Annotated in this window: 17 protein-coding genes and 1 pseudogene; 11 read left to right on the forward strand and 7 right to left on the reverse strand. The window is 47.1% G+C overall.

Annotated features, from left to right (window positions below):
* Nucleotides 1-7: 7 nt before the first annotated feature.
* The 5 genes and pseudogenes from JaK3_RS09055 (at nt 8) to rng (ending at nt 3,687) form a co-directional block, all read left to right on the forward strand.
* Nucleotides 8-697: a nicotinate-nucleotide adenylyltransferase gene (locus JaK3_RS09055; protein WP_068323906.1), complete on the forward strand. Its 690-nt coding sequence runs from the start codon at nt 8-10 to the stop codon at nt 695-697.
* Between the two features lie 45 nt (nt 698-742).
* Nucleotides 743-1,132 (forward strand): annotated as a pseudogene (gene rsfS / locus JaK3_RS09060) (ribosome silencing factor); the annotation flags it as partial.
* A gap of 23 nt (nt 1,133-1,155) precedes the next feature.
* Nucleotides 1,156-1,599 carry a 23S rRNA (pseudouridine(1915)-N(3))-methyltransferase RlmH gene (gene rlmH, locus JaK3_RS09065; protein WP_068323912.1) on the forward strand — a complete coding sequence of 148 codons (444 nt, stop codon included), beginning with the start codon at nt 1,156-1,158 and terminating at the stop codon, nt 1,597-1,599.
* A gap of 4 nt (nt 1,600-1,603) precedes the next feature.
* Nucleotides 1,604-2,227 carry a Maf family protein gene (locus JaK3_RS09070; RefSeq protein ID WP_068324614.1) on the forward strand — a complete coding sequence of 208 codons (624 nt, stop codon included), beginning with the start codon at nt 1,604-1,606 and terminating at the stop codon, nt 2,225-2,227.
* Complete coding sequence (gene rng / locus JaK3_RS09075; protein ID WP_068323915.1) at nt 2,224-3,687, forward strand: ribonuclease G; 1,464 nt, start codon at nt 2,224-2,226, stop codon at nt 3,685-3,687. Before JaK3_RS09070 ends, rng begins: the two co-directional genes overlap by 4 nt.
* A 17-nt stretch (nt 3,688-3,704) precedes the next feature.
* Here the strand turns inward: rng and msbA are convergent, their stop codons facing one another.
* On the reverse strand, nt 3,705-5,468 hold the full coding sequence (gene msbA, locus JaK3_RS09080; protein WP_068323918.1) for a lipid A export permease/ATP-binding protein MsbA: 1,764 nt from the start codon (nt 5,466-5,468) through the stop codon (nt 3,705-3,707).
* Nucleotides 5,469-5,478: 10 nt separating this feature from the next.
* Between msbA and JaK3_RS09085 the strand changes: the two genes are divergently transcribed.
* Genes JaK3_RS09085 through JaK3_RS09095 form a run of 3 tightly spaced genes read left to right on the forward strand, consistent with a single transcriptional unit; the run spans nt 5,479 to nt 8,188 of the window.
* Nucleotides 5,479-6,240, forward strand: a complete 762-nt coding sequence (locus JaK3_RS09085) for a glycosyltransferase family 2 protein (RefSeq protein ID WP_068323929.1) — start codon at nt 5,479-5,481, stop codon at nt 6,238-6,240.
* A complete protein-coding gene (locus JaK3_RS09090) occupies nt 6,237-7,016 on the forward strand; it encodes a glycosyltransferase family 2 protein (RefSeq protein WP_068323933.1) in 780 nt (259 codons plus the stop codon). The genes JaK3_RS09085 and JaK3_RS09090 overlap by 4 nt, the downstream gene beginning before the upstream one ends.
* A 14-nt stretch (nt 7,017-7,030) precedes the next feature.
* A complete protein-coding gene (locus JaK3_RS09095) occupies nt 7,031-8,188 on the forward strand; it encodes a glycosyltransferase family 9 protein (protein WP_068323936.1) in 1,158 nt (385 codons plus the stop codon).
* A gap of 26 nt (nt 8,189-8,214) precedes the next feature.
* Here the strand turns inward: JaK3_RS09095 and dnaE are convergent, their stop codons facing one another.
* Nucleotides 8,215-11,832: a DNA polymerase III subunit alpha gene (dnaE, locus tag JaK3_RS09100; protein WP_068323938.1), complete on the reverse strand. Its 3,618-nt coding sequence runs from the start codon at nt 11,830-11,832 to the stop codon at nt 8,215-8,217.
* Between the two features lie 15 nt (nt 11,833-11,847).
* Between dnaE and gluQRS the strand changes: the two genes are divergently transcribed.
* Nucleotides 11,848-12,795 (forward strand): tRNA glutamyl-Q(34) synthetase GluQRS, encoded by a 948-nt coding sequence (gene gluQRS, locus JaK3_RS09105; protein ID WP_240480930.1) that lies wholly within the window; start codon nt 11,848-11,850, stop codon nt 12,793-12,795.
* Nucleotides 12,796-12,871: 76 nt separating this feature from the next.
* Here the strand turns inward: gluQRS and JaK3_RS09110 are convergent, their stop codons facing one another.
* The 3 genes from JaK3_RS09110 to JaK3_RS09120 form a co-directional block, all read right to left on the reverse strand.
* Nucleotides 12,872-14,329 carry a DEAD/DEAH box helicase gene (locus tag JaK3_RS09110; protein WP_068323945.1) on the reverse strand — a complete coding sequence of 486 codons (1,458 nt, stop codon included), beginning with the start codon at nt 14,327-14,329 and terminating at the stop codon, nt 12,872-12,874.
* A gap of 6 nt (nt 14,330-14,335) precedes the next feature.
* Entirely contained in the window at nt 14,336-14,740 is a 405-nt protein-coding gene (locus tag JaK3_RS09115; protein WP_205627529.1) for a GlcG/HbpS family heme-binding protein, read from the reverse strand.
* A gap of 148 nt (nt 14,741-14,888) precedes the next feature.
* A complete protein-coding gene (locus tag JaK3_RS09120) occupies nt 14,889-16,073 on the reverse strand; it encodes a pyridoxal-phosphate-dependent aminotransferase family protein (RefSeq protein ID WP_068323951.1) in 1,185 nt (394 codons plus the stop codon).
* Nucleotides 16,074-16,279: 206 nt separating this feature from the next.
* Between JaK3_RS09120 and JaK3_RS09125 the strand changes: the two genes are divergently transcribed.
* Together JaK3_RS09125 and JaK3_RS09130 are read left to right on the forward strand one after the other, a co-directional pair.
* Nucleotides 16,280-16,975: a GntR family transcriptional regulator gene (locus JaK3_RS09125; protein ID WP_068323954.1), complete on the forward strand. Its 696-nt coding sequence runs from the start codon at nt 16,280-16,282 to the stop codon at nt 16,973-16,975.
* Nucleotides 16,972-20,073 (forward strand): FAD-binding and (Fe-S)-binding domain-containing protein, encoded by a 3,102-nt coding sequence (locus JaK3_RS09130; protein ID WP_068323957.1) that lies wholly within the window; start codon nt 16,972-16,974, stop codon nt 20,071-20,073. Before JaK3_RS09125 ends, JaK3_RS09130 begins: the two co-directional genes overlap by 4 nt.
* Nucleotides 20,074-20,107: 34 nt before the next feature.
* On the opposite strand, the gene JaK3_RS09135 is transcribed toward JaK3_RS09130, so the two are convergent.
* A complete protein-coding gene (locus JaK3_RS09135) occupies nt 20,108-20,467 on the reverse strand; it encodes an AzlD domain-containing protein (protein ID WP_068324617.1) in 360 nt (119 codons plus the stop codon).
* A gap of 8 nt (nt 20,468-20,475) precedes the next feature.
* Nucleotides 20,476-21,261, reverse strand: a complete 786-nt coding sequence (locus JaK3_RS09140) for an AzlC family ABC transporter permease (protein WP_068323959.1) — start codon at nt 21,259-21,261, stop codon at nt 20,476-20,478.
* Nucleotides 21,262-21,279 lie beyond the last annotated feature (18 nt).

The raw sequence follows: 21,279 nt of genomic DNA on the forward strand, positions 1-21,279 counted from the left end.
TCCATCATTGAGCGCTATTAAGAAAATTGGCATTCTGGGGGGCACTTTTGATCCCCCTCATGTTGGCCACCTCAAACTGGCAACGCATTTTGCCAAGCTACTGCGCTTAGACGCGCTCCTACTGATACCTAGTGGTGAGCCATGGCAAAAAAGCACCTGCATCACTTCAGCAGAAATGCGCTTTAGATTGACTGAAGCCGCTGGTATTGATTTAGCTCGTGCGTTTTTGTATTTAAAGATATCGACTCAGGTGGGAATTGATCGCATAGAAATAGATCGTGCCGGCCCAAGTTACGCCATTGATACCGTGAAAGCACTGCGCGAGCGATTTGGAGTGGATGCCAGCCTAACTTGGCTCATGGGAGCTGATTCCTTGGTTGCACTACCCAGCTGGAACTCCTGGGAAAAACTCAGTCAATACGTAAATTTTGCCGTAGCCACTAGACCACACCACGACTTAAAGGAGCAAATCAGCTCTGAGGTGGGTCAATTTCTGCAAGAACATCAGACAAAGGATGCTGCCGCCCTTGAAAAATGCGCTGCAGGCCTCATATACATCGATGAAAGCCTCAATGTCGACCTATCCTCTACCGAATTAAGAGATCGCCTTAAATCCAGCTCCAGAAGCGCCATAGCATCTGAGCAAATTCCAACCCACACCCTAGAAATCATTACAAATCTGGGCTTGTATCAGTAATCAAGCTAAGATCACCCTAAATACAAAAATTATTGTCGAGAAAATATGGACTTACGTAAATTACAACGCGTCGTGATTGATGCTCTAGAAGATGTGAAGGCGCAAGATATACGCGTCTACGACACCACCAAATTAAGTGAATTATTTGACCGGGTCATTATTGCCACTGGTTCAAGTAATCGCCAAACTCGCTCATTAGCAATGTCCGTTAAAGAGGAGGTAAATGCCAAAGGTGGCGAAGTCATCTCTATTGAAGGCTTGGAGACTGGTGAATGGGTATTGGTTGATTGCGGCGATATCGTCGTGCACATTTTGCAACCGATGCTGCGCTCTTACTATCAGCTAGAAGGCATGTGGGGTGCTAAACCTGTGCGTGTGAAATTGGCTGGTAGCAAAGGTCTTGCCAAAGCTAGTGAATCTGAAGACGACGACGAATAACTTCGTCGTTAAAAGCATCGATGCGCCTCACCATTGTTTCAGTTGGTCATAAGATGCCTGATTGGGTTGCAACCGCAACCCATGACTACATCAAAAGAATGCCCGCAGACTGCAGCATTGAAATCAAAGAAATCAAACCAGATCTGACGCCTGCTAAAGAGGCCGTCAAAATTGCTGCTGCTATTCCGAAGGGCTCAAGAGTCATTGCCTTAGATGAGCGCGGCAAAGACCAAACTACTCAAAACTTAGCTACTCAATTGGCCAGTTGGCGCCAAGAGGGTTTTGATATCACCTTCTTAATTGGTGGTGCAGATGGCTTAGATCCCAGCCTGAAAACCACTGCTCAGGCAATGTGGCGCCTCTCCAGCCTCACCCTTCCCCACGCTATGGCTAGAGTGCTGCTGGTAGAGCAACTCTATCGTGCTTGGACCATTCTGCAGGGTCACCCCTACCATCGTGAGTAATCTTGTGAGCCCATTTATTTATCTCGCCTCACAAAGTCCGCGTCGCCAAGAACTCTTAAAACAAATTGGTGTTCGCTTCGAAATGCTTTTACCAAGTGTCGATGAGGATAGTGAAGGGATTGAAGCGCCTCTCCCCCAAGAAAATGCTCGCGTGTATGTTGAAAGAGTTACCTTGGCAAAAAGCGCGGCAGCACTCGCTCGTTGGCAAAAAAGGAATTTACCTTGGGCTCCGATTCTTTGTGCGGATACTACGGTTAGTCTGCCCAACAGTCCTGATGGTGAAATCTTGGGGAAACCGGGTGATGCAGCCGATGCTATGCGGATTCTGAATATGCTCAGTGGCAAAGTGCATGAGGTATTAACTGCGGTTGCCGTTACGCTAGCCCCCACAGAAATACCCAAGATTTTGGTGCAGGTATCACGTGTGCAATTTGCAGAGCTATCTCAAAAGCAGATTGAAGCTTATATCGCCAGCGGCGAACCCTTTGGTAAGGCTGGGGCCTATGGCATTCAAGGGCTAGGGGGTGCTTTTATTCCCTCTATCCAAGGAAGTTATAGCGGTATCATGGGCCTACCCATCTATGAAACCCAACAATTACTAGAAATTGCCGGCCTGACTCGCGTATGAACGAAGAAATACTGATCAATATCACCCCGCAAGAAACGCGCGTTGCTTTAATTCAGCAAGGGGCTGTTCAGGAGCTGCAAATTGAGCGCACTCGCCAACGCGGCATTGTGGGTAATATTTATTTAGCAAAAGTAGTCCGAGTATTGCCGGGTATGCAATCGGCGTTTATTGAGGTTGGCTTAGAGCGCACTGCTTTTATGCATGTAGCAGATATCACCCAAAATAATCCCCAAGCGCAAATTGAAAAGCTATTGTTTGAAGGTCAAACACTTTTAGTTCAGGTGCTCAAAGATCCTTTAGGTACAAAAGGCGCACGTCTTACAACCCAATTAAGTATTGCTGGGCGCAATTTGGTTTACCTTCCTCCAGCAGGTAGTGATACCGCTACCGAAAAATATATTGGCGTTTCTCAGCGAATCGACCAACCTGAGGAGCGCGAAGCCATCAAGACTCGTCTCGCCAGATTGATGGCTGCAGATGAAAAAGGTGGGATTATCGTTCGCACGAGTGCTCAGGATGCCTCAGATACTGAACTACAGCATGACATGCTTTACCTACGCACTACCTGGGACAACATCCATGCAGCCATGAAACACAATCCTGCGCCCACCCTGCTCTATCAAGACCTCAGCCTGGCTGAACGAGTATTGCGGGATGTGGCTGGAGAAGAAACTACCCAGATTCGCGTGGATTCGGCTGAGAATTTCGAGAAGCTCAAAGCATTTACTAATTCTTACATGCCCAATCTATTGGGCAAGCTGACATTACATCGTGGCGAGCGCGCCCTCTTTGATTTATTTGATGTCGATGCAGAGATTAATAAGGCGCTGGGTCGCAGAGTTGACCTCAAGTCGGGTGGCTATCTGATGATTGATCAAACAGAGTCTATGACTACGATTGATGTGAATACTGGTAGTTATGTCGGTGCTCGCAATCTTGATGACACTGTTTTTAAAACGAATTTAGAAGCAGCCCAAGCAATCGCTCGACAGCTACGCTTACGCAATCTAGGTGGAATCATCATTATTGATTTCATCGACATGATTGGCAAAGATCATCAAGAATCTGTTCTACATGAACTTAAGCGCAATCTTGAGCGCGATCATGCGCGCACCTCAGTGAGCGACTTCTCCGCTTTAGGTTTGGTAGAGATGACGCGCAAACGTACTCGTGAATCTTTAGCTCATATTACCTGCGAGCCTTGTGCTACTTGCCTTGGTAAGGGTGAAGTTAAAACTGCACAAACGATTTGCTACGAGATTTTGCGTGAGATTGTGCGGGAGCACCGCCAATTTAATCCAAGAGAATTTAGGATTGTGGCTGCGCCTGATGTCATTGATCTATTCCTAGAAGAAGAGAATCAATTCTTGGCACAACTCGGTGACTTTATTGGAAAACCCATCACCCTCCAGGCAGAGGGTAGCTTCCGCCAAGAACAATACGATATTGTTCTTAGTTAATTTGGTTCGTTCGTTAATTAAGCATTAGAAAACTGAATACGATGCAAGTTGGCATAAAGTCCATCTTGCTTAATCAGCTCTTCGTGTGAACCATTTTCAATAATCTGACCGTGTTCCAACACCACAATACGATCGGCATGTTCAATCGTCGATAGGCGGTGAGCAATTACCAAAGTTGTTCTACCAGCCATCAAGCGCTCTAGAGCGTCTTGCACCTGTCTCTCAGACTCAGAATCCAAGGCTGAAGTTGCTTCATCCAAGATCAAAATTGGGGCATTTTTATAGATAGCCCGCGCAATAGCCATGCGCTGACGCTGCCCGCCAGATAAGCGATTACCGTTATCACCCACTATCGAATCAATGCCCTCTGGCAGCTCCTTGATGAGCGCACTCAGATTGGCGGCCTCCAATGCTTCTATCACCCTGCCACGATCTATTGCCTCTTGTGAATCCGCTCCATAGGCTACGTTTGCTGCAATCGTATCGTTAAAGAGAACCACATCTTGGCTGACAAATGCTATTTGCTTACGAACATCAGATAAGACGATGTCCTCTAATGGAATGCCGTCCAAGAAAATATGACCGCTAGTTGGCTTGTAGAATCGCGGCAATAAATTCACGAGAGTAGATTTGCCTCCACCAGAGGGACCAACAAAAGCTACAACCTCACCCGGCTTAATATCCAGATTGATATTGCGCAGAGCATCTTTTCGCCCCGCTTCTTGTTGATACGCAAAGCCAACGTCATCAAATCGAATAGCGCCTTTAGCCTTTTCTAAAGATCGCATGTTGAGTTTGCGATCTTCATCCTCTTCAAAGGGTTGATCCATCATCCCAAAAATCATTTCTGCTGCAGTGAGTCCACGCTGAAGCGGCTGATTGATATCCGCTAAATGCTTAAGTGGTGAAATGACTAACATCATCGCAGTGATAAATGCCGCAAAACCCCCAACAGTAGTGCCTTCAGTCGCAGATTGCATCAAAGCAATCACCAACACTATCGACAGAGCCATAGAGGCAATAAGCTGAGTAATCGGCTGATTGAGACCTCCGGCTACTGCAGACTTCAAAGCAAACTGGCGTAAACGCTCCGCCTTTTGCTTAAAGCGATCCATCTCATACGCTTCAGCGCCATGCACTTTGACAATTTTGTAGCCTGCAGCCGCTTCTTCGACGATATAGGCCAACTCACTAGTGAGAGTCTGCTGCTCCCTATTAAGAGATCTTAGGCGACGATTGATCTTACTCATGACAAATGCGATCACCGGGAAAATAATCAGAACTACCAATGTCAATTGCCAGTTCAGATAAATCAAGTACCCCATTAAGCCAACTACGGTGAGCGAGTCTCGCACCAAGCTGATTAACATGCCGCCCATCACGGTAAGTACATTATTTACCTCGAATACCACACCATTAATTAGAGTTGATGCGGAGTTCTTTTGGAAAAATGATGTGCTGGCATGCAAAAGTGTTTGAAACATTTGCTCACGCAACTTCAACAACACCGCATTAATAACGCGAGTTAATAAATAGTTGGATAAAAATTGAGCCAAACTGCGCACCAAAGCCAAACCCACCAAGAAGACTGGAACCTGCCAGAGCTTGCTATTGAGCTGTCCAGTAAAGCCACGATCTAATAAAGGCTTCATCAGGGCCGGAATGGAGGTCTCGGCGGCGGCTACTACCGCCATGGCCAAAAGAGACCCGATAATCAAGCCAATATGGGGCTTTAGGTATGTAATTAAGCGATTTAAGGCGGTACGGTCTTGAGCATTCATATAATGAATTATGCCCACCTTATCAGTCATACTCATCACCCGCAATGAAGAGGCCAATTTGGACGATTGTCTGGCCTCTCTGGAGGGTATTGCCCAACAGATCGTGGTTGTTGATACCAATAGCTCAGATCGCACCCTAGAAATAGCCAAAAACCATGGTGCAACCATATCCCAGCCATCTGACTGGCCTGGTTTTGGCCCTCAAAAGAACCGTGCATTAGACCTTGCAACCGGGGAATGGGTCTTATCCATAGATGCAGACGAGCGCCTAACCCCAGCCCTCAAATCTGAGATTCTGACGGCAATTCACCATAGCGCCCATGTGGACTGTTTCGCTATCCCTAGACTATCTTGGTACTGCGGTCGTTTTATCCGCCACTCCGGCTGGAGCCCTGACTATGTAGATCGTCTATTTAAGTGTGGTACCGCCCGCTTCTCAAATGACCTAGTCCATGAGCGCCTCATTCCCAATGGTCAGGTAGCCAAATTAGAAAACCCACTACTCCATTACAGCTTCATGAACTACTCTCAAGTTCTGCAAAAGCTCGATCGCTATTCCACCGCATCCGCAGAGCAAGCATTTGCCAAAGGCAAAACGAGCAGCCCTCTGAAAGCTGTTCTTCATGGCATATGGGCATTTATCCGCACTTATATTATTCGCGCAGGATTCTTAGATGGGGCGCAAGGATTTGCTCTAGCAGTATCTAATGGTCAAGGTACGTACTACCGCTATATCAAGCTCTGGCACCTCAATCAGGAAGCCAATAAATGATTTCGATTTTGCTGGCCACTTATAACTGGCCACAAGCGCTCAAGCTTTGTCTGGAATCGTTAGCCACTCAAACGGATAAGAACTTTGAGATCATCATTGCAGATGATGGCTCTACCGAGAGCACGAAGCAAGTGATTGATTCTTTTAGCGGCTCACATCCCACTGCTATCAAACATCTATGGCAAGAAGACCAAGGTTTTCGGAAAACCAAAATTCTGAACCAAGCTATTAATGCTGCCCATGGGGACTACCTAGTCTTTTTAGATGGCGACTGCATCGTGCAGCCGGACTTTGTGGCCAGACATCGAGAACTGGCGCAAAAAGGATATTTAGTTACTGGCAGCAGAATTCTTCTCAATGAAAGTCTCACCCAAGAATTACTCACCTGGTCGCAATGGAGTTTTCAGAAGTTCTCATCAGGCTTGCTAGGCAAGAGATTTAGTGGAGGCATTAATAAATACTGGCCTCTTAAAATCAAGCTAGGTAACGGCTCCTGGCGTGATTACAAAAAATTTGTTTGGCGCCGTATCAAAGGCTGCAATATGGCCTGCTGGAAAGCGGATGCCGAAGCTATAAACGGCTTTGATGAAACCATGACGGGATGGGGTCACGAAGATGCTGACTTTGTATTTAGATTGCAGCATCACGGCATCACTCGCAAATCTGGTTCTTGGTCTACCGAAGTCTTGCATCTCTTTCATAAAATTAATGATCAAAGCAATGCTGCCGAGAATGCGCGGCGTGTACGTGAGAAGATTTTGGCTAAGGCACTGTGAGCATTCACAACAATATGACTACTTACTCCAAAATCAAGCCCAAAAAAGTCTTATTCATTGCCACTCGGCAAATCGGCGACGTGCTGGTCACAACACCCCTCATTAGCAAAGCTAGAGAATTGTGGCCTAAAGCAGAATTTCATTTTTTGGGCTATCGCGGCAAGTTAGAGATGTTGCATGGCAATCCCGACATTACTGAAGTCATTGAAACCTCAGATCGCCCAGGCTTTAGTGAATACCTCTCCTTATTTAATCGCCTATTTCAGCGTTATGACTTGGCAGTAGTCACCCAACCTAGCGACCGGGCCTACCTATATGGCTTAGTAGCCGCCTTTAGAAGAGTGGGTGTCCTAGGCGGCCATCCTCAAGGTAAAGATTCTGCAGATAAGCACAAGCGTAGCAAGAGTGAGAAGCAAAATGCCTGGAAGAAGTTCATCTGCATGCACACCGTGGATGTTGATTACTTTAATCAACATGTCATTACAGAAAAGCTACGCCTTCTAGAAACGTTCTTTAAAAATCCAGCGGATTTATTCTCTAAGCAGATCTCGGTAACGCCTCCTGTAGGCGAACCCTTGACACCCATCATCGCCAGTGAACTCAAGCAACCCTATGTCGTCATACATCCAGGACCTCTGACCGCTTATAAACGTTGGCCACTCGCATACTGGCAAGAGCTCATTACCTGGTTAGTGAATCAAGGTTTTCAGGTTGTATTAAGCGCTTCACCCGCAAAGCAAGATGTGCAACTCAATCACGACATCATGTCCTTATTGGCTCAAGAAATTAAGGGCAAGGTAATCAACGCTGCGGGTAAGCTATCTATTCCACAGGCGGGCACACTCATTCGGAGTGCTGCTTTATATATTGGTGTTGATACGTCCATCACGCATTTAGCAGCAGCTTGTAACACTCCAACCATCACCCTATTTGGCGCTACTCCGCCAACCAACTTTGGCCCGTGGCCCAATGGCTTTATCGGCGAACAACCCTATCAATTGCGCGCCCGTACACAAACCGTGGGCAATGTCACCATTTTGCAAGGCCCTGGTGAATGCGTGCCATGCCGTAAAGCCGGTTGTCTTGATAAAGCGGATAGCTACAGCGAGTGTTTAGATCTACTAGAACCTAATCAAGTGATTGAAGCAATTCAAAAAGCGCTAGCAAACTAAATTAGCGACAACACCGAACAATATTCTTAGTGGTACTGAACTTGTACGGGATCTTTTTGCTTGGATGCCAAGATTTGGTTCAAACTATGTAAGCAGGCATCATCTGGATAGATACGCAGCTCTTCTGGGAACCGCATCAAGCAAGCGCCACCACTAGTGGTAACAGCAGCAGTCAACATTAAACCCTTCATGCCATCATTTGAGCCCGGCGCAGCTGGAGCAGAAGCCCCTAACTTAGGATCTCTGACGCGATTAGCCATCAAGTAAGGATTAATTTGACTACGCAGCATCTTGATATCAATAGCGTTATCAATACATACGTGAATGTTACGAGCAAAACGCATACGCGCACCAGTGATGTCCATCACCGCCTCAGAAACAATACGCATACCACCTGAGAACTTATCGGGAGTCACGTTCACTTTGGCGACTAGGAGCTCATCTTCCTTGAGCCATGAGCGATTAGGCTCATACACTTCGCTGTACAAAGTGACTTCCAGGGCCGCAGTGCCATCATCAATTGTCGCAATCATCATGCGACCGCGCTGGCCAGTCAACATCCGCGCTGAAGTGATGATGCCAGCGATCAGCTGATCTTTGCCTTCAGTAACTTTTGACAAAGGTTGACGAATGAAGTGGGAGGTCTCGTCACGATAGGCATCAAACATATGACCCGTTAAACAGAGCCCTAAAGCATTCTTCTCTTCTTGCAGACGCTTCTTTTCAGACCAAACAGGCTCGCGCACTAACTCTGGTAGATGGCGATTCTCTTCGCCAGCAACTTCAAACAAACTCACTTGATGAATCGATGCCTCAGCTTGCTCGGCAGCTTCAATCGCTCTTGCTAAAGAAGCAAGCAAGGTAGAGCGAATGTCGTACAGATTGCCGCCCGCAGGGACAGAATCGCGATAGAGGCTATCAAATGCACCCGCACGCATTAAGGCTTCAATCGCACGGCGATTTACCTGTCTGCGGTCTACACGAGCACAGAAATCAAACAGATCCTTAAATGGTCCGCCAGTTTCACGTGCTTTAACAATGGATTCAATTGCAGCCTCGCCAGTACCACGTACTGCACCTAAGCCGTAACGGACATGACTAATTGGGGAGTCTGGAGCTGCATCAGGCGCACGCAATGGAGTGAACTCATAAACACCAGTATTAATATCTGGCGAGAACACTCGAATGTTGTTGGCCAAGCAATCGTCATACAGAATCTTCACCTTATCGGTGTCATCCATCGCGAGCGATAAGTTGGCCGCCATAAATTCTGCGGGGTAATACGCTTTAAGCCAAGCAGTTTGATATGCCAAGAGCGCATAGGCAGCAGCGTGGGACTTATTAAATCCGTAGCCCGCAAAGCGCTCCATCAAGTCATAGATTTCGTTGGCTTTACTCTCGGAGATGCCGCCTGCTTTTGCACCATCACTAAAGATCTTGCGATGCTGTGCCATTTCTTCAGGCTTTTTCTTACCCATCGCACGGCGCAACATATCAGCGCCACCCAATGAGTAGCCGCCAATCATCTGCGCCATCTGCATCACCTGCTCTTGGTAGACCATGATGCCGTAGGTCTCACGCAGAACTGGCTCAATACGTGGATCGGGATACTCCACTTTTTGGCGACCGTGTTTACGCTCAATAAAGTCTGGGATCAAATCCATAGGACCTGGGCGGTACAAAGCCACCAAGGCAATAATGTCTTCAAAGCGGTCGGGCTTAGCTTCACGAAGCATGCCTTGCATGCCGCGACTTTCTAGCTGGAAGACGGCTACCGTATTAGCGCGCTTAAGAACATCAAATGCTTTTTCATCATCAAGCGGTATCTCACCGATATTCCAATCTCTGCGATCAGCGTGCAATGTTTTAATCCAGCGCTCTGCTGCTGCCAAGATCGTGAGCGTGGTTAAACCCAAGAAGTCGAACTTTACCAAGCCGATTGCTTCTACGTCATCTTTATCAAACTGACTAATGACGGAGCTACTGTCTTGATCTTTACTCTCTTGCGTGTAGAGAGGGCAGAAATCGGTGAGGCGTCCCGGGGCGATCAACACACCACCCGCATGCATACCCACGTTACGAGTCATGCCCTCTAATTGCTGCGCTAATGAAAGTAATTGACGCACCTCGTCTTCATTCTTTTCGCGTTCGGCTAATTGCTTCTCTTCCTTCTTAGCCATTTCAATCGTCATGTACTGACCTGGCTTATTGGGTACCAGTTTAGCGATACCGTCGACGAAGTTATAACCTTGCTCAAGTACGCGACCCACGTCACGAATCGCCGCTCTGGCAGCCATCGTTCCAAAAGTAGCAATCTGACTCACCGCATCTTTGCCGTACTTATCTTTCACATACTGAATCACACGGTCGCGACCGTGCTGACAGAAGTCAATATCGAAGTCTGGCATCGATACCCGCTCTGGATTGAGGAAGCGCTCAAAGAGTAAGTTGTAACGCAGCGGATCCAAATCGGTAATACCGAGTGAGTACGCGACTAAAGAGCCCGCACCAGATCCACGACCCGGCCCTACAGGCACTCCATTGTTTTTAGCCCAGTTAATGAAGTCTGCCACGATTAAGAAGTAACCAGGAAATCCCATTTGAGAGATGGTCTTCACCTCAAAGACCAAACGCTCGTGATAGCGGGCCATTTCTTTTTCGCGTTCTTGCGCATCCGGGAAGTTGCGTTCCATATGGCGCTTCAGACCGATCTCAGATTGCTGCAAGAGATAGTCTTCCAAAGTAATTCCAGGTGGTATTGGAAAATCTGGCAAGCGTGGCTGACCTAAAACCAAAGAGAGATTGCAACGCTTAGCAATTTCAACAGAGTTTGCAATTGCTGCTGGCAAATCTGCGAAACGTTTTTCCATCTCTTCTTGGGTCAAGAAGTATTGCTCTTCATTAAACTTTTTGGTGCGACGTGGATTGCCAAGCAATTCGCCTTCAGCAATACAAACACGGGCTTCATGCGCCGTAAAGTCACTTCTCTGCATGAACTGCACTGGGTGTGTTGCAACCACCGGTAAATCGAGCTCACTCGCTAAATGACAGGCAAGTTGCAGTTGCTTCTCGTCTTGTGGATTACCGCCGCGCTGAACCTCGATATAGAAGGAATTGGGAAACAGCTTTTCATAACGTCTAGCAATAATCCTCGCTTGATCTTCTTGACCAGCTAGCAATGCTGCCCCTACTTCACCCATGCGCGCGCCAGAGAGCGCAATCAATCCATAAGATAAGGTCCGCTTGGCTTTTTTATCTTCAGCTTTAGCAGCGGGCTCACTAAACCAAGCAGAATCCACTTCAGCACGACCGCGTGATTGATTATCTAAAGAGGCCCTACTGAGCAACTCACATAAATTGAGATATCCAGAATGGTTTTGAACTAAGAGCAATAAACGATGGGGCTGGTCTGGATCTTGCGGATTGCTGATCCAAACGTCGGCACCAGCAATCGGTTTAATGCCACTTGAGCGTGCGGCAGTATAAAAACGCACTAAACCAAATAAATTACTTAAATCCGTAATCGCTAGGGCGCCCATCTCATCTTTGACGGCCGCCGCGACTGCATCATCAATGCGAACGACTCCATCCGTAATCGAAAACTCGGAATGGACGCGGAGATGTACAAAACGGGGTAAAGCCATGAGATGATTTTAGCTGTGTCGACACCTAAAAACCCTCCATCCCCAGCCGGTGGCTATCGCGGGCGATTTGCCCCTTCCCCTACTGGCCCACTGCACGCCGGATCCCTGGTTGCTGCCCTCGGAAGCTGGCTAGATGCCCGCAAAAATGGGGGTAAATGGCTCCTCAGAATCGAGGATTTAGACACCCCTCGCTGCATCCCCGAAGCAACCCAGCAAATACAGTCCCAATTGCTCGCATGTGGGCTTTCTTGGGATGAGGAGATCATCCATCAATCCCAGCGCCAAGAGGCTTACCAGAGGGCTTTGGAGCGCTTAAATAGCTTGAAATGCCTTTATGCCTGTACTTGCTCTAGGCAGACCATTGCCTACACCCTAGCCAACCTCGGAATAGAAACCCCCCGCAATCAAGAAATGGTCTATCCAGGCACCTGCCGCCCCGCCTCTTTAATAAGCAATTCCGCAGAAGCCTTTAAAAATTCGGGGAAAGCTTGGCGGATCGCCCTGCCCCCAAATTGCCATATTGAATTTGAGGATTTAGAACTAGGACACCAAAGCCAAAATCTCAATCAGGAAGTCGGTGATTTTGTACTACGCAGAAGCGATGGATTATTTACCTACCAGCTAGCTGTTGTAGTTGATGATGCCGAACAAGGCATTACCCATATCGTGCGTGGCAAAGATTTATTGAGCAATACCGCAAGACAAATTTACCTACAAAAGATATTGGGATATCAGAGGCCAAAGTATTTTCATCTACCTTTAGTGCTTGATGAGCATGGTGAAAAGCTCAGTAAACAAACACTCGCAACGCAAATCAATACGCAAGATGAAAAACACTCGCTGATGGAGTTGCGCAAAGCAGCAAAGCATTTGGGATTGAAAAACTTACCTGATGGCGAAAACACTACGATTGCTGAGTGGCTGTTAGCAGCCACTCATGCATGGAAAAACTCAAGAACTTAGTCTTTCCTTTTTTATTTCTTATTTCTTTAATTCTTGTTTCTTGTTTCTTGATTCTTGATTCTTGATTCTTGATTCTTTATTTCTTTTTAAAGCCACCGAGCAAAGCACCAACCGCAGGCTTAGCAGGAGTAATACCTACTTTTTTCTCTTCTGGCTTTGCAGGATCTGTAGTGGAAGCTGTAGATGCAGATGGCTCGTAAGGCTTGTAGAAGAAAGGGTCTGACATTTTTGCTGGTGCACTGCCATAGCTACTGAATGATGGGCGACTTTGTGAAGGTGCACCTTCAGGCAAAGGCTTCACATCCAATTTACGCTTCATCAACTTTTCAATATCGTCGAGTAAGCGTTTCTCACTAGCATCAACCAATGCAATCGCATCGCCCTTGCTGCCAGCGCGACCGGTACGACCGATACGGTGAATAAAGTCTTCTGCGTTGTATGGCAGTTCGTGATTGATTACGCAAGGCATATCCGGAATATCCAAACCACGAGCAGCTACATCAGTCGCCACTAAAGCTTCGATGGCGCCAGACTTAAATGCATCCAAAGTTAAAGTACGTTCACCTTGGCTCTTATCGCCATGAATCGCGCCCGCTTTAATACCGTCACGCTCTAAGGCACGCGATAACTTTGCGCAGCCCAAACGACTATTGGTAAAGATGATGCATTGACGTGATAAGCCTGCACGTGTGCGTGCTTCAAGCACCTTCACAATTGCGCGTTGCTTATCTGCAGAGGAAACCATATGCACTACTTGCTTAACCGTATCAGCAGCAGCATTTTGACGTGCCACCTCTACCGTCACTGGAGTACGCAAATAGCTTTGCGCCAGCTTTTTAATTTCTGGTGAGAAAGTCGCCGAGAACAATAAGGTTTGTCTTTGCGCCGGAATTAAATCAATGATTCGTTGTAAGTCTGGCAAGAAACCCATGTCGAGCATGCGATCGGCTTCGTCCAAAACCAAGATCTCTACTTGCGAGAGGTTGGCCACTTTTGAACCAATGTGATCAAGCAAACGACCAGGGGTGGCAATCAGGATCTCTACGCCATTGCGCAAAATACCTACTTGCTCTTTCATGTCCACGCCGCCGTAGACCACTGCAGCGCGCAGATCAGTGTGCTTGGAATAGTTCGCAGCGTTTTCAGCCACTTGCACGGCCAACTCACGGGTTGGCGTGAGAACCAGTGCACGAATGGGATGACGTGCTGGTGACGCGCTATTGCTTGCGTGACGCAAAATCTTTTGAATGATCGGCAATACAAAAGCAGCGGTCTTACCGGTACCGGTTTGCGCAGCGCCCATGAGGTCGCTTCCCGCTAAGACATGCGGAATCGATTGCGCTTGAATCGGAGTCGGAGTGTTGTAGCCCTGCTCCAGAACCGCTTTTTGAATTTTCGGATCTAAACCAAAGTCAGCAAAAGTGATTGTTGCCGGAGGTGAAGCAGTGGCAGCAGTGTCAGTGTCAGTAACACTAGGGTTAGCGGCTTCGCTAACCCCTGTAGAAGAATTTATTTCAGTAGCAGTATTTGTCAAGGTAACTTACAGGATGGCCGCAATGCCGGCCTTAGCGGTTTCAGCATCCTCGGTCGATTTAACGCCGGAAACGCCGACTGCGCCGATGGTAAACCCATTTACCTCGATATTGACCCCACCTTCCAACATGCCCGAGATATGCGGAGCAGATAAGAAAGAGGTACGGCCGTTATTAATAATTTCTTCGTAGACACGGCTCTCACGTTTACCCATTGCTGCAGTACGTGCTTTTTCTTGAGCAATGTATGTGGATACAGGAGCGCAACCATCGCGACGAATTAAACCTAACACATGACCGCCATCATCACAAACGGCAATAGTCACAGCCCAATTATTTGCGGCAGCGTGCTTGTTTGCTGCATCCAAAATCTTTTGAACATCAGCTTGAGTTAAATATGGTTTAGTAGCCAACATGGTTAATCTTTCTTTGTCTCGAATATGTTTTATATGATGAAAGTGCTATCTATATAGAGCACCTGAATTATAAGGGGTGTAGCCCGACTTCGGTCTAGAAGCCTTGCTACACCCTGTCTCCACCCAACCTATTGATTATTTAAGGCTATTTGAGAAATTCTTGGGCGGCAACTACGCCACTGGCCTTGGGTTTAAAGCCCATGGAGCCCAAGCTCATCTCTACACCACTTAAAGCAGCCATTAAGCTCAATTCATTGCAATCGCCCAAATGGCCGATGCGGAATGCCTTGCCTTTGATCTTACCTAAACCAGTACCCAATGAGAGGTTGAACTTCTCTAAAGCATGTTTACGCAATACATCGGCATCCATACCCTCTGGTGTTGCAATACAAGTAAGCACTGGTGAATAGCAATCTTTGTCTTGACACTGAATTTCTAAGCCCCACGCTTTTACCGCTTCACGACAAGCTGCAGCTAAACGTTGATGACGTGCAAAGATCGTATCCAATCCTTCAGCCATCATCATGTCCATTGCTTCATGCAAACCGTACATCAAATTGGTGCTCGGAGTTGTTGGCCAGTAACCTGTTTTATTGGATTCGAGAATTTCATCCCAAGCCCAATATGCTTTAGGCATTTTGTTGCTTTTACTGACTTCGATAGCACGTGGTGACAGAGCATTAAAGCCAATGCCTGGAGGTAACATCAAGCCTTTTTGTGAGCCAGAAATCGTAACGTCAGCGCCCCACTTGTCATGCTCATAATCCGCCGAACCCAAGCCAGATACGCTGTCTACAAGCAATAAGGCTGGATGCTTCAGAGAATCAATCGCTTTACGCACTGCTGCGATATTTGATGTCACACCAGTAGAAGTTTCGTTGTGTACTACGCAAACCGCTTTGATCTCGTGGCCCGTGTCTTTGCGTAAACGCTCTTCAATAACAGAAGCATCTACACCCCAACGCCAAGAATCTTGTCCCGCTTTACCAACTACTTCTACGTCCAAACCAAGGCGCTTACCAAGCGCGCGCCATAAGTTCGCAAACTGTCCTGTTTCGTAGAACAACACTTTGTCGCCAGGACTCAGTACGTTTACCAAAGCACCTTCCCATGAACCTGTTCCAGAAGCGGAATAAATAATTACAGGCTGCTCAGTTTTGAAAATCTTTTTGATGTTTTCTAAAACCTTCAGACCAAAGGCACCAAACTCAGGACCACGATGGTCGATGGTTTGATAGCTGATGGCGCGCAGTACGCGCGGAGGAACAGGACTAGGGCCGGGAATATGTAAAAAGTGGCGTCCTGATGCGTGGTTATCAAGTTTCAACATGCTTTGTCTCACTTATGGGTGTGTTTATGGGTGATATTTCTGGCACTAGTGTATGACAATTTTTGCCAATTTTCCATTTTGTATACAAATTATTTGAAATAATTCCTTAAATAAACCTAAAAATAGGCATTTAAAGCCTGTATTTATGCTTTATGATGGCTTATTGTTAATTTTGTATACAAATATAGGGTTTAGGGGATTCCAGCATGGCAGCTATAGAACAGCCTAATTCTCAGAATTTGCACGAGGCCACCTTCCAAAAGCTCAGATCACTCTTGGTTGAAGGCAAGATCGCGCCCGGCAGCAAACTCAATGAACGTGAATTAGCTGAGAGTCTCAATGTATCTCGCACCCCTATTCGGGAGGCAATTCGTCGCTTAGCTGCAGATGGCTTAGTAGAGCTTATCGCCAATCGTGGCGCCATTGCTGTGCAACTCAGTCTTGAGGATGTCATTCACACTTTTGATGTGATTGCTGACCTTGAAGGATTCTCTGGCGAGTTGGCTACTAACAATATTAGCGATGCCATCCTCTCTGAATTGGAAGCCCTTCAATATGAAATGATGGCTTCGTATGCGCGCCGTGATTTATCGAGCTATTACAAACTCAATCTACGTATTCATCATCTGATTAATCAAGCAGCAAATAATCCGGTGCTCTCCAAACTCTTCACACAAGTCAACGCACGCATTGAAGCTCTGCGCTTTCGCTCCAACCAGGATGGCGTGAAATGGGAAAAGGCGGTTGAAGAACATCAAGAGATGCTCGACGCTCTCAAAGCCAGAGATGCTGCACGCATGCGCAGAATCATGATCCAGCACGTTCAAAACAAACGTGATGTTGTAGTGCAGTTACTGAAATCAGAAGCAGAAATCAAAGATGCGGAGACAAGCAAGTCATGAATAAGCCTCTAGACCTCAAAGAACTCATGGTGGATCAAGCTGAGCTAGCCAAGCGCTTGCGTCAGGAGACTTCTGGCGAAGTGATGACCGATAGCGCGAGTCGTGGACGCTATGCAACGGATGCCTCTATCTATCAAGCCATGCCAGTTGCCGTATTTGTACCAAAGACTGCGCAAGATATTGCCAGCGCCATTCAGATCGCTGCTGAACTGGGTGTACCTGTGCTGCCTCGTGGTGGTGGCACTAGCCAATGCGGTCAAACCACTGGCGCAGCACTGGTGATTGATAACACTAAATATTTCAGAAACGTTATAGATCTCAATCTTGATAAAGCTTATGTTGAAGTTGAGCCCGGCATCGTGCTTGATCACCTTAATGGCTCTCTAAAGCAATATGGCCTCTGGTATCCAGTTGACGTTTCTACTGCTGGTCAAGCAACCATTGGCGGCATGGCAGGTAATAATTCCTGCGGCAGTCGCTCTATTGCTTACGGCAATATGGTGCATAACGTTTTAGGTATTGATGCGTGGTTAGCGGATGGCCAAGTCGCACAGTTTGGTAATTACGCTAGCAGTTCTGGCGCTGCAAAAGAGCTAGGTGATTTTGTTAAAAACCTAGCCCACACCCTAACCCCGGAGATTGAGGCCCATTTTCCAAAAGTATTAAGACGGGTAGCGGGATATAACCTCGATATCTTCAATCCTCAAAGTGAATTGCCTTATACCCAAGATGGCAGCGTGAACTTGGCGCACCTGTTAGTGGGCAGCGAAGGTACTTTGGCGTATTTCAAATCTCTCAAGCTCAAACTCGCGCCATTGCCACAACATAAAGTGCTCGGCATTGTGAACTTTGCCAGCTTCTACAAGGCGATGGATAGTGCTCAGCATATTGTGAAGCTCGGCCCTACCGCTGTTGAGTTAGTCGATCGCACCATGATTGATTTGGCGCGCAGCAACCCAAGCTTTAAGAAAACCATTGAAACAGCCTTGGTTGATCACACCGCTAAAACGCCTGAAGCGATTTTATTGGTGGAGTTTTCAGGTGATGCACATGCTCCACTCTTAGAAAAGCTCAAAGCCCTGCAAGAACTCATGAGTGATCTGGGCTTGCCAGGTTCTGTAGTGACTATGCCTGACGCCTCCCTGCAAAAGAATTTGTGGGAAGTACGTAAAGCGGGTCTCAACATCATGATGAGCCTCAAAGGCGATGGTAAGCCGGTCAGCTTTATTGAAGACTGTGCTGTACCTCTGGAGAGTTTGGCTGATTACACCCAAGCACTCACTGAGGTATTTTCTAAATATGGTTCACGCGGCACTTGGTACGCCCACGCATCCGTAGGTACATTGCACGTACGCCCTATATTGGATATGCGCAGAGACGGCGCTCAGAAGATGCGCGCAGTTGCTGAAGAAGCTTCTGCCCTGGTGCGCAAATACAAAGGTGCTTATAGCGGTGAGCATGGTGATGGTCTATGTCGTGGCGAATGGATCTCTTGGCAGTTTGGTCCAAAGATCACTGAAGCCCTTGCAGAAATTAAATACGCATTTGATCCCAAAGGATTATTTAATCCGGGCAAGATTGTTAATCCACCCAAGATGGATGACTCCATCAACTTTAGATTTCCACCAAGTTATAAAGTCATTCCACTCCAACCAGCATTAGATTGGTCTGCTTGGAACGTACAAAACGATCCTGTCACAGAAGAAACTACAGCGCCAGGCACTGGTGGTGATCCGGCGATAGGTTTAGCCAAAGCAGTGGAGATGTGCAATAACAATGGTCACTGCCGTAAGTTTGATGCGGAAGTGATGTGCCCAAGCTACCGCGTCACCCGTGATGAGAAACATCTGACACGCGGTAGAGCAAATACTCTTCGTCTGGCACTCTCCAATCAGCTCGATCTGAAAAGTGGAGCATCTCCCGAATCTTCTCCATTAGCTAGCGATGCCATCAAAGAAGTCATGGAGCTTTGCGTAAGCTGCAAAGCTTGCCGCCGTGAATGTCCTACTGGCGTGGATATGGCCAAGATGAAGATTGAGTTCCTCTCTGCTTACAAGAAGCGTGTAGGTCACTCTCTCAGAGATCTAGCGGTGGCCTATCTCCCCAAATATGCCAGCACGATTAGCGCTATCCCACTGCTACCAACTCTTTTGAACTTACGTAATCACATTGCGCCGGTTGCTAAGATACAAGAATGGGTTATGGGTATCTCTGCGCAAAGAAGCCTGCCAATTTGGAAGAGCAAGACTTTCTGGAACCAAAAGGCAAAAGATTCTTATCAATACACTCCAGAACAGTTGGCGAGCAATACCGATGGCAAGGGTGTTGTACTGTTAGCCGATACCTTTAACGCTTACTTTGAAGACGAAAACCTCCAGGCAGCATTAAAAGTACTCAAGGCAGCTGGCTATCGTGTGCATATCCCTAATAAGACTCAAAGCAAGAGCCAAAGCAATGGTCAAACTAAAGCAACAAACCAAGGCAATACTTGCTCAAAAGAGTTTTGCTGTGGCAGAACCTATTTAGCTGCAGGCATGGTTGATAAAGCCAAGGAAACACTTGGTGAATTAGTTGACCATCTCGCGCCTTATGCCGACAAGCACATTCCGATTATTGGTCTAGAGCCTTCATGCTTGTTTACCTTAAAGGATGAAGCTTTGGTAATGGGCTTTGGTGAGCGCGCAGTGAGCGTTTCTAAACAGGCGCAATTGCTAGAAGAATTCTTAGCAAGCGAGGCTAAGGCCGGTAAGCTTCAGTTAAATCTCAAAGCAGCTAATAAATCAGTGCTGTTTCATGGTCACTGTCATCAGAAGTCTTTTGCTGCTGTTACTCCCGCAATGGAATTACTCAAACTCATTCCGAACGCAGAGCCTAAGCTGATTGAATCGTCTTGCTGTGGCATGGCAGGTAGCTTTGGTTATGAAGCTGAGCATATTGAAGTGTCCAAGCAAATGGCTGAAGCTAGCCTATTGCCTAGTATTCGGAAGTCACCAGATTGCTGGGTAGTGGCTGATGGTACGAGCTGTCGTCATCAGATTGCGGATGGCACTCAAAGAGAAGCAGTGCACATCGCCATAATTTTGGCGGCGCATCTATAAAAACAAAAAAGATGGGCTGGCGTTATTTGGTTAGTTAACGAATCACGCCGTAACCCACCATCAACAAGGTTCCAGTCAATAAGGCTGGAACTAATCGTTTTGTGGGTTTAGAAACCATCACGCCAATCGCCAAGGCGCAGATCAAAATACGAATCCATAAAGGTACGGTTGCCATCAGGCCAAGCGGCATCACAATCAAACGCACTGTAAGTGCAGCAACCATCGCGTAGGTCACCGCAGCTAACCAGCGAAAGATCTCGCTATCTTGATTAATACTCTGTGACAGAAATACACCAATAGCACGACAGAAGTACGTACCTAGGCAGGCGCCAACCAAGGCAATCCATAGACCCCAACCCGTCAGTGCATCACTCATGTGATTGAAAGCGTCCATCGCCCCGTTCATCCGAGCACTCCCGCTTTTTTGCGCAAGAACTTACGGTCGATAAAGTAAGCCATGGTGCCCGCAACTAAACCAGCCGTTAACAAACTAGTATCGCGATCAATTAGGAAAAAGATCGGGCCAAAGATGCAGCCTAGTAAAAGTGCAATGCGATTAATCCAAGGCTTTACTTCGGTAAAGGTGAGTAAGAAGAACAATGGGTTAATAAACACCAAGCCCAAAGTAACTGGCTTTGGCACCATACCAGCCAAGTAGTAACCTAAGACAGTTCCAGGCACAGAGATCAACCAACATAAGAGCCCTAGCCCTACAAAGTAACTGAGGCGGTGCTTAATCTCAATCGCATGAAACTCCCGCATCGAGATAGCCCATGCTGTCATCGCCAATAAATGGACGGAAGCATAAAGACTACGATTGCGATCTTTTTGATGAAACTGCGGAAAGAGTGTCACCGTCATGGTGATAAAGCGTGTTGAGGTTAGCGTAACCGCTAAAGCGATCGCTAAAACAGATGAGCCAGTAATCGCCATCTCGAGCAAAACAACCTGACCTGGTAAGGCGAACATGAAAAACGAAGTGAAGGTTGTGAACCAAACATCAAAGCCATTGGTTTTACCCATCGCCCCAAAGCCAACCATGCCAGCAAAGAGTACCATCGCAGGCGCACCAGCAGCATCCCGAATGCCAGACCAAAAGGCATGACTTGGATTTTTAAAGCGTTGTACCGCAGCCTCTTCTAGCGGGATTTCGCTAGGATCGATGTAGGGCTGGTCGTTAGATGACATATAGCAATTGTAAAGCTT

Source organism: Polynucleobacter yangtzensis (assembly GCF_001595965.1).
Taxonomy (GTDB): Bacteria; Pseudomonadota; Gammaproteobacteria; order Burkholderiales; family Burkholderiaceae; genus Polynucleobacter; species Polynucleobacter yangtzensis.

Excerpts from the sequence above, each read along its gene's own strand:
- rlmH (WP_068323912.1), top strand. The coding sequence starts at position 1,156 with ATGCGCCTCACCATTGTTTCAGTTGGTCATAAGATGCCTGATTGGGTT.
- rng (WP_068323915.1), top strand. The coding sequence starts at position 2,224 with ATGAACGAAGAAATACTGATCAATATCACCCCGCAAGAAACGCGCGTT.
- msbA (WP_068323918.1), bottom strand. The coding sequence starts at position 5,468 with ATGAATGCTCAAGACCGTACCGCCTTAAATCGCTTAATTACATACCTA.
- JaK3_RS09085 (WP_068323929.1), top strand. The coding sequence starts at position 5,479 with ATGCCCACCTTATCAGTCATACTCATCACCCGCAATGAAGAGGCCAAT.
- JaK3_RS09090 (WP_068323933.1), top strand. The coding sequence starts at position 6,237 with ATGATTTCGATTTTGCTGGCCACTTATAACTGGCCACAAGCGCTCAAG.
- JaK3_RS09095 (WP_068323936.1), top strand. The coding sequence starts at position 7,031 with ATGACTACTTACTCCAAAATCAAGCCCAAAAAAGTCTTATTCATTGCC.
- dnaE (WP_068323938.1), bottom strand. The coding sequence starts at position 11,832 with ATGGCTTTACCCCGTTTTGTACATCTCCGCGTCCATTCCGAGTTTTCG.
- JaK3_RS09120 (WP_068323951.1), bottom strand. The coding sequence starts at position 16,073 with ATGTTGAAACTTGATAACCACGCATCAGGACGCCACTTTTTACATATT.
- JaK3_RS09125 (WP_068323954.1), top strand. The coding sequence starts at position 16,280 with ATGGCAGCTATAGAACAGCCTAATTCTCAGAATTTGCACGAGGCCACC.
- JaK3_RS09130 (WP_068323957.1), top strand. The coding sequence starts at position 16,972 with ATGAATAAGCCTCTAGACCTCAAAGAACTCATGGTGGATCAAGCTGAG.
- JaK3_RS09135 (WP_068324617.1), bottom strand. The coding sequence starts at position 20,467 with ATGGACGCTTTCAATCACATGAGTGATGCACTGACGGGTTGGGGTCTA.
- JaK3_RS09140 (WP_068323959.1), bottom strand. The coding sequence starts at position 21,261 with ATGTCATCTAACGACCAGCCCTACATCGATCCTAGCGAAATCCCGCTA.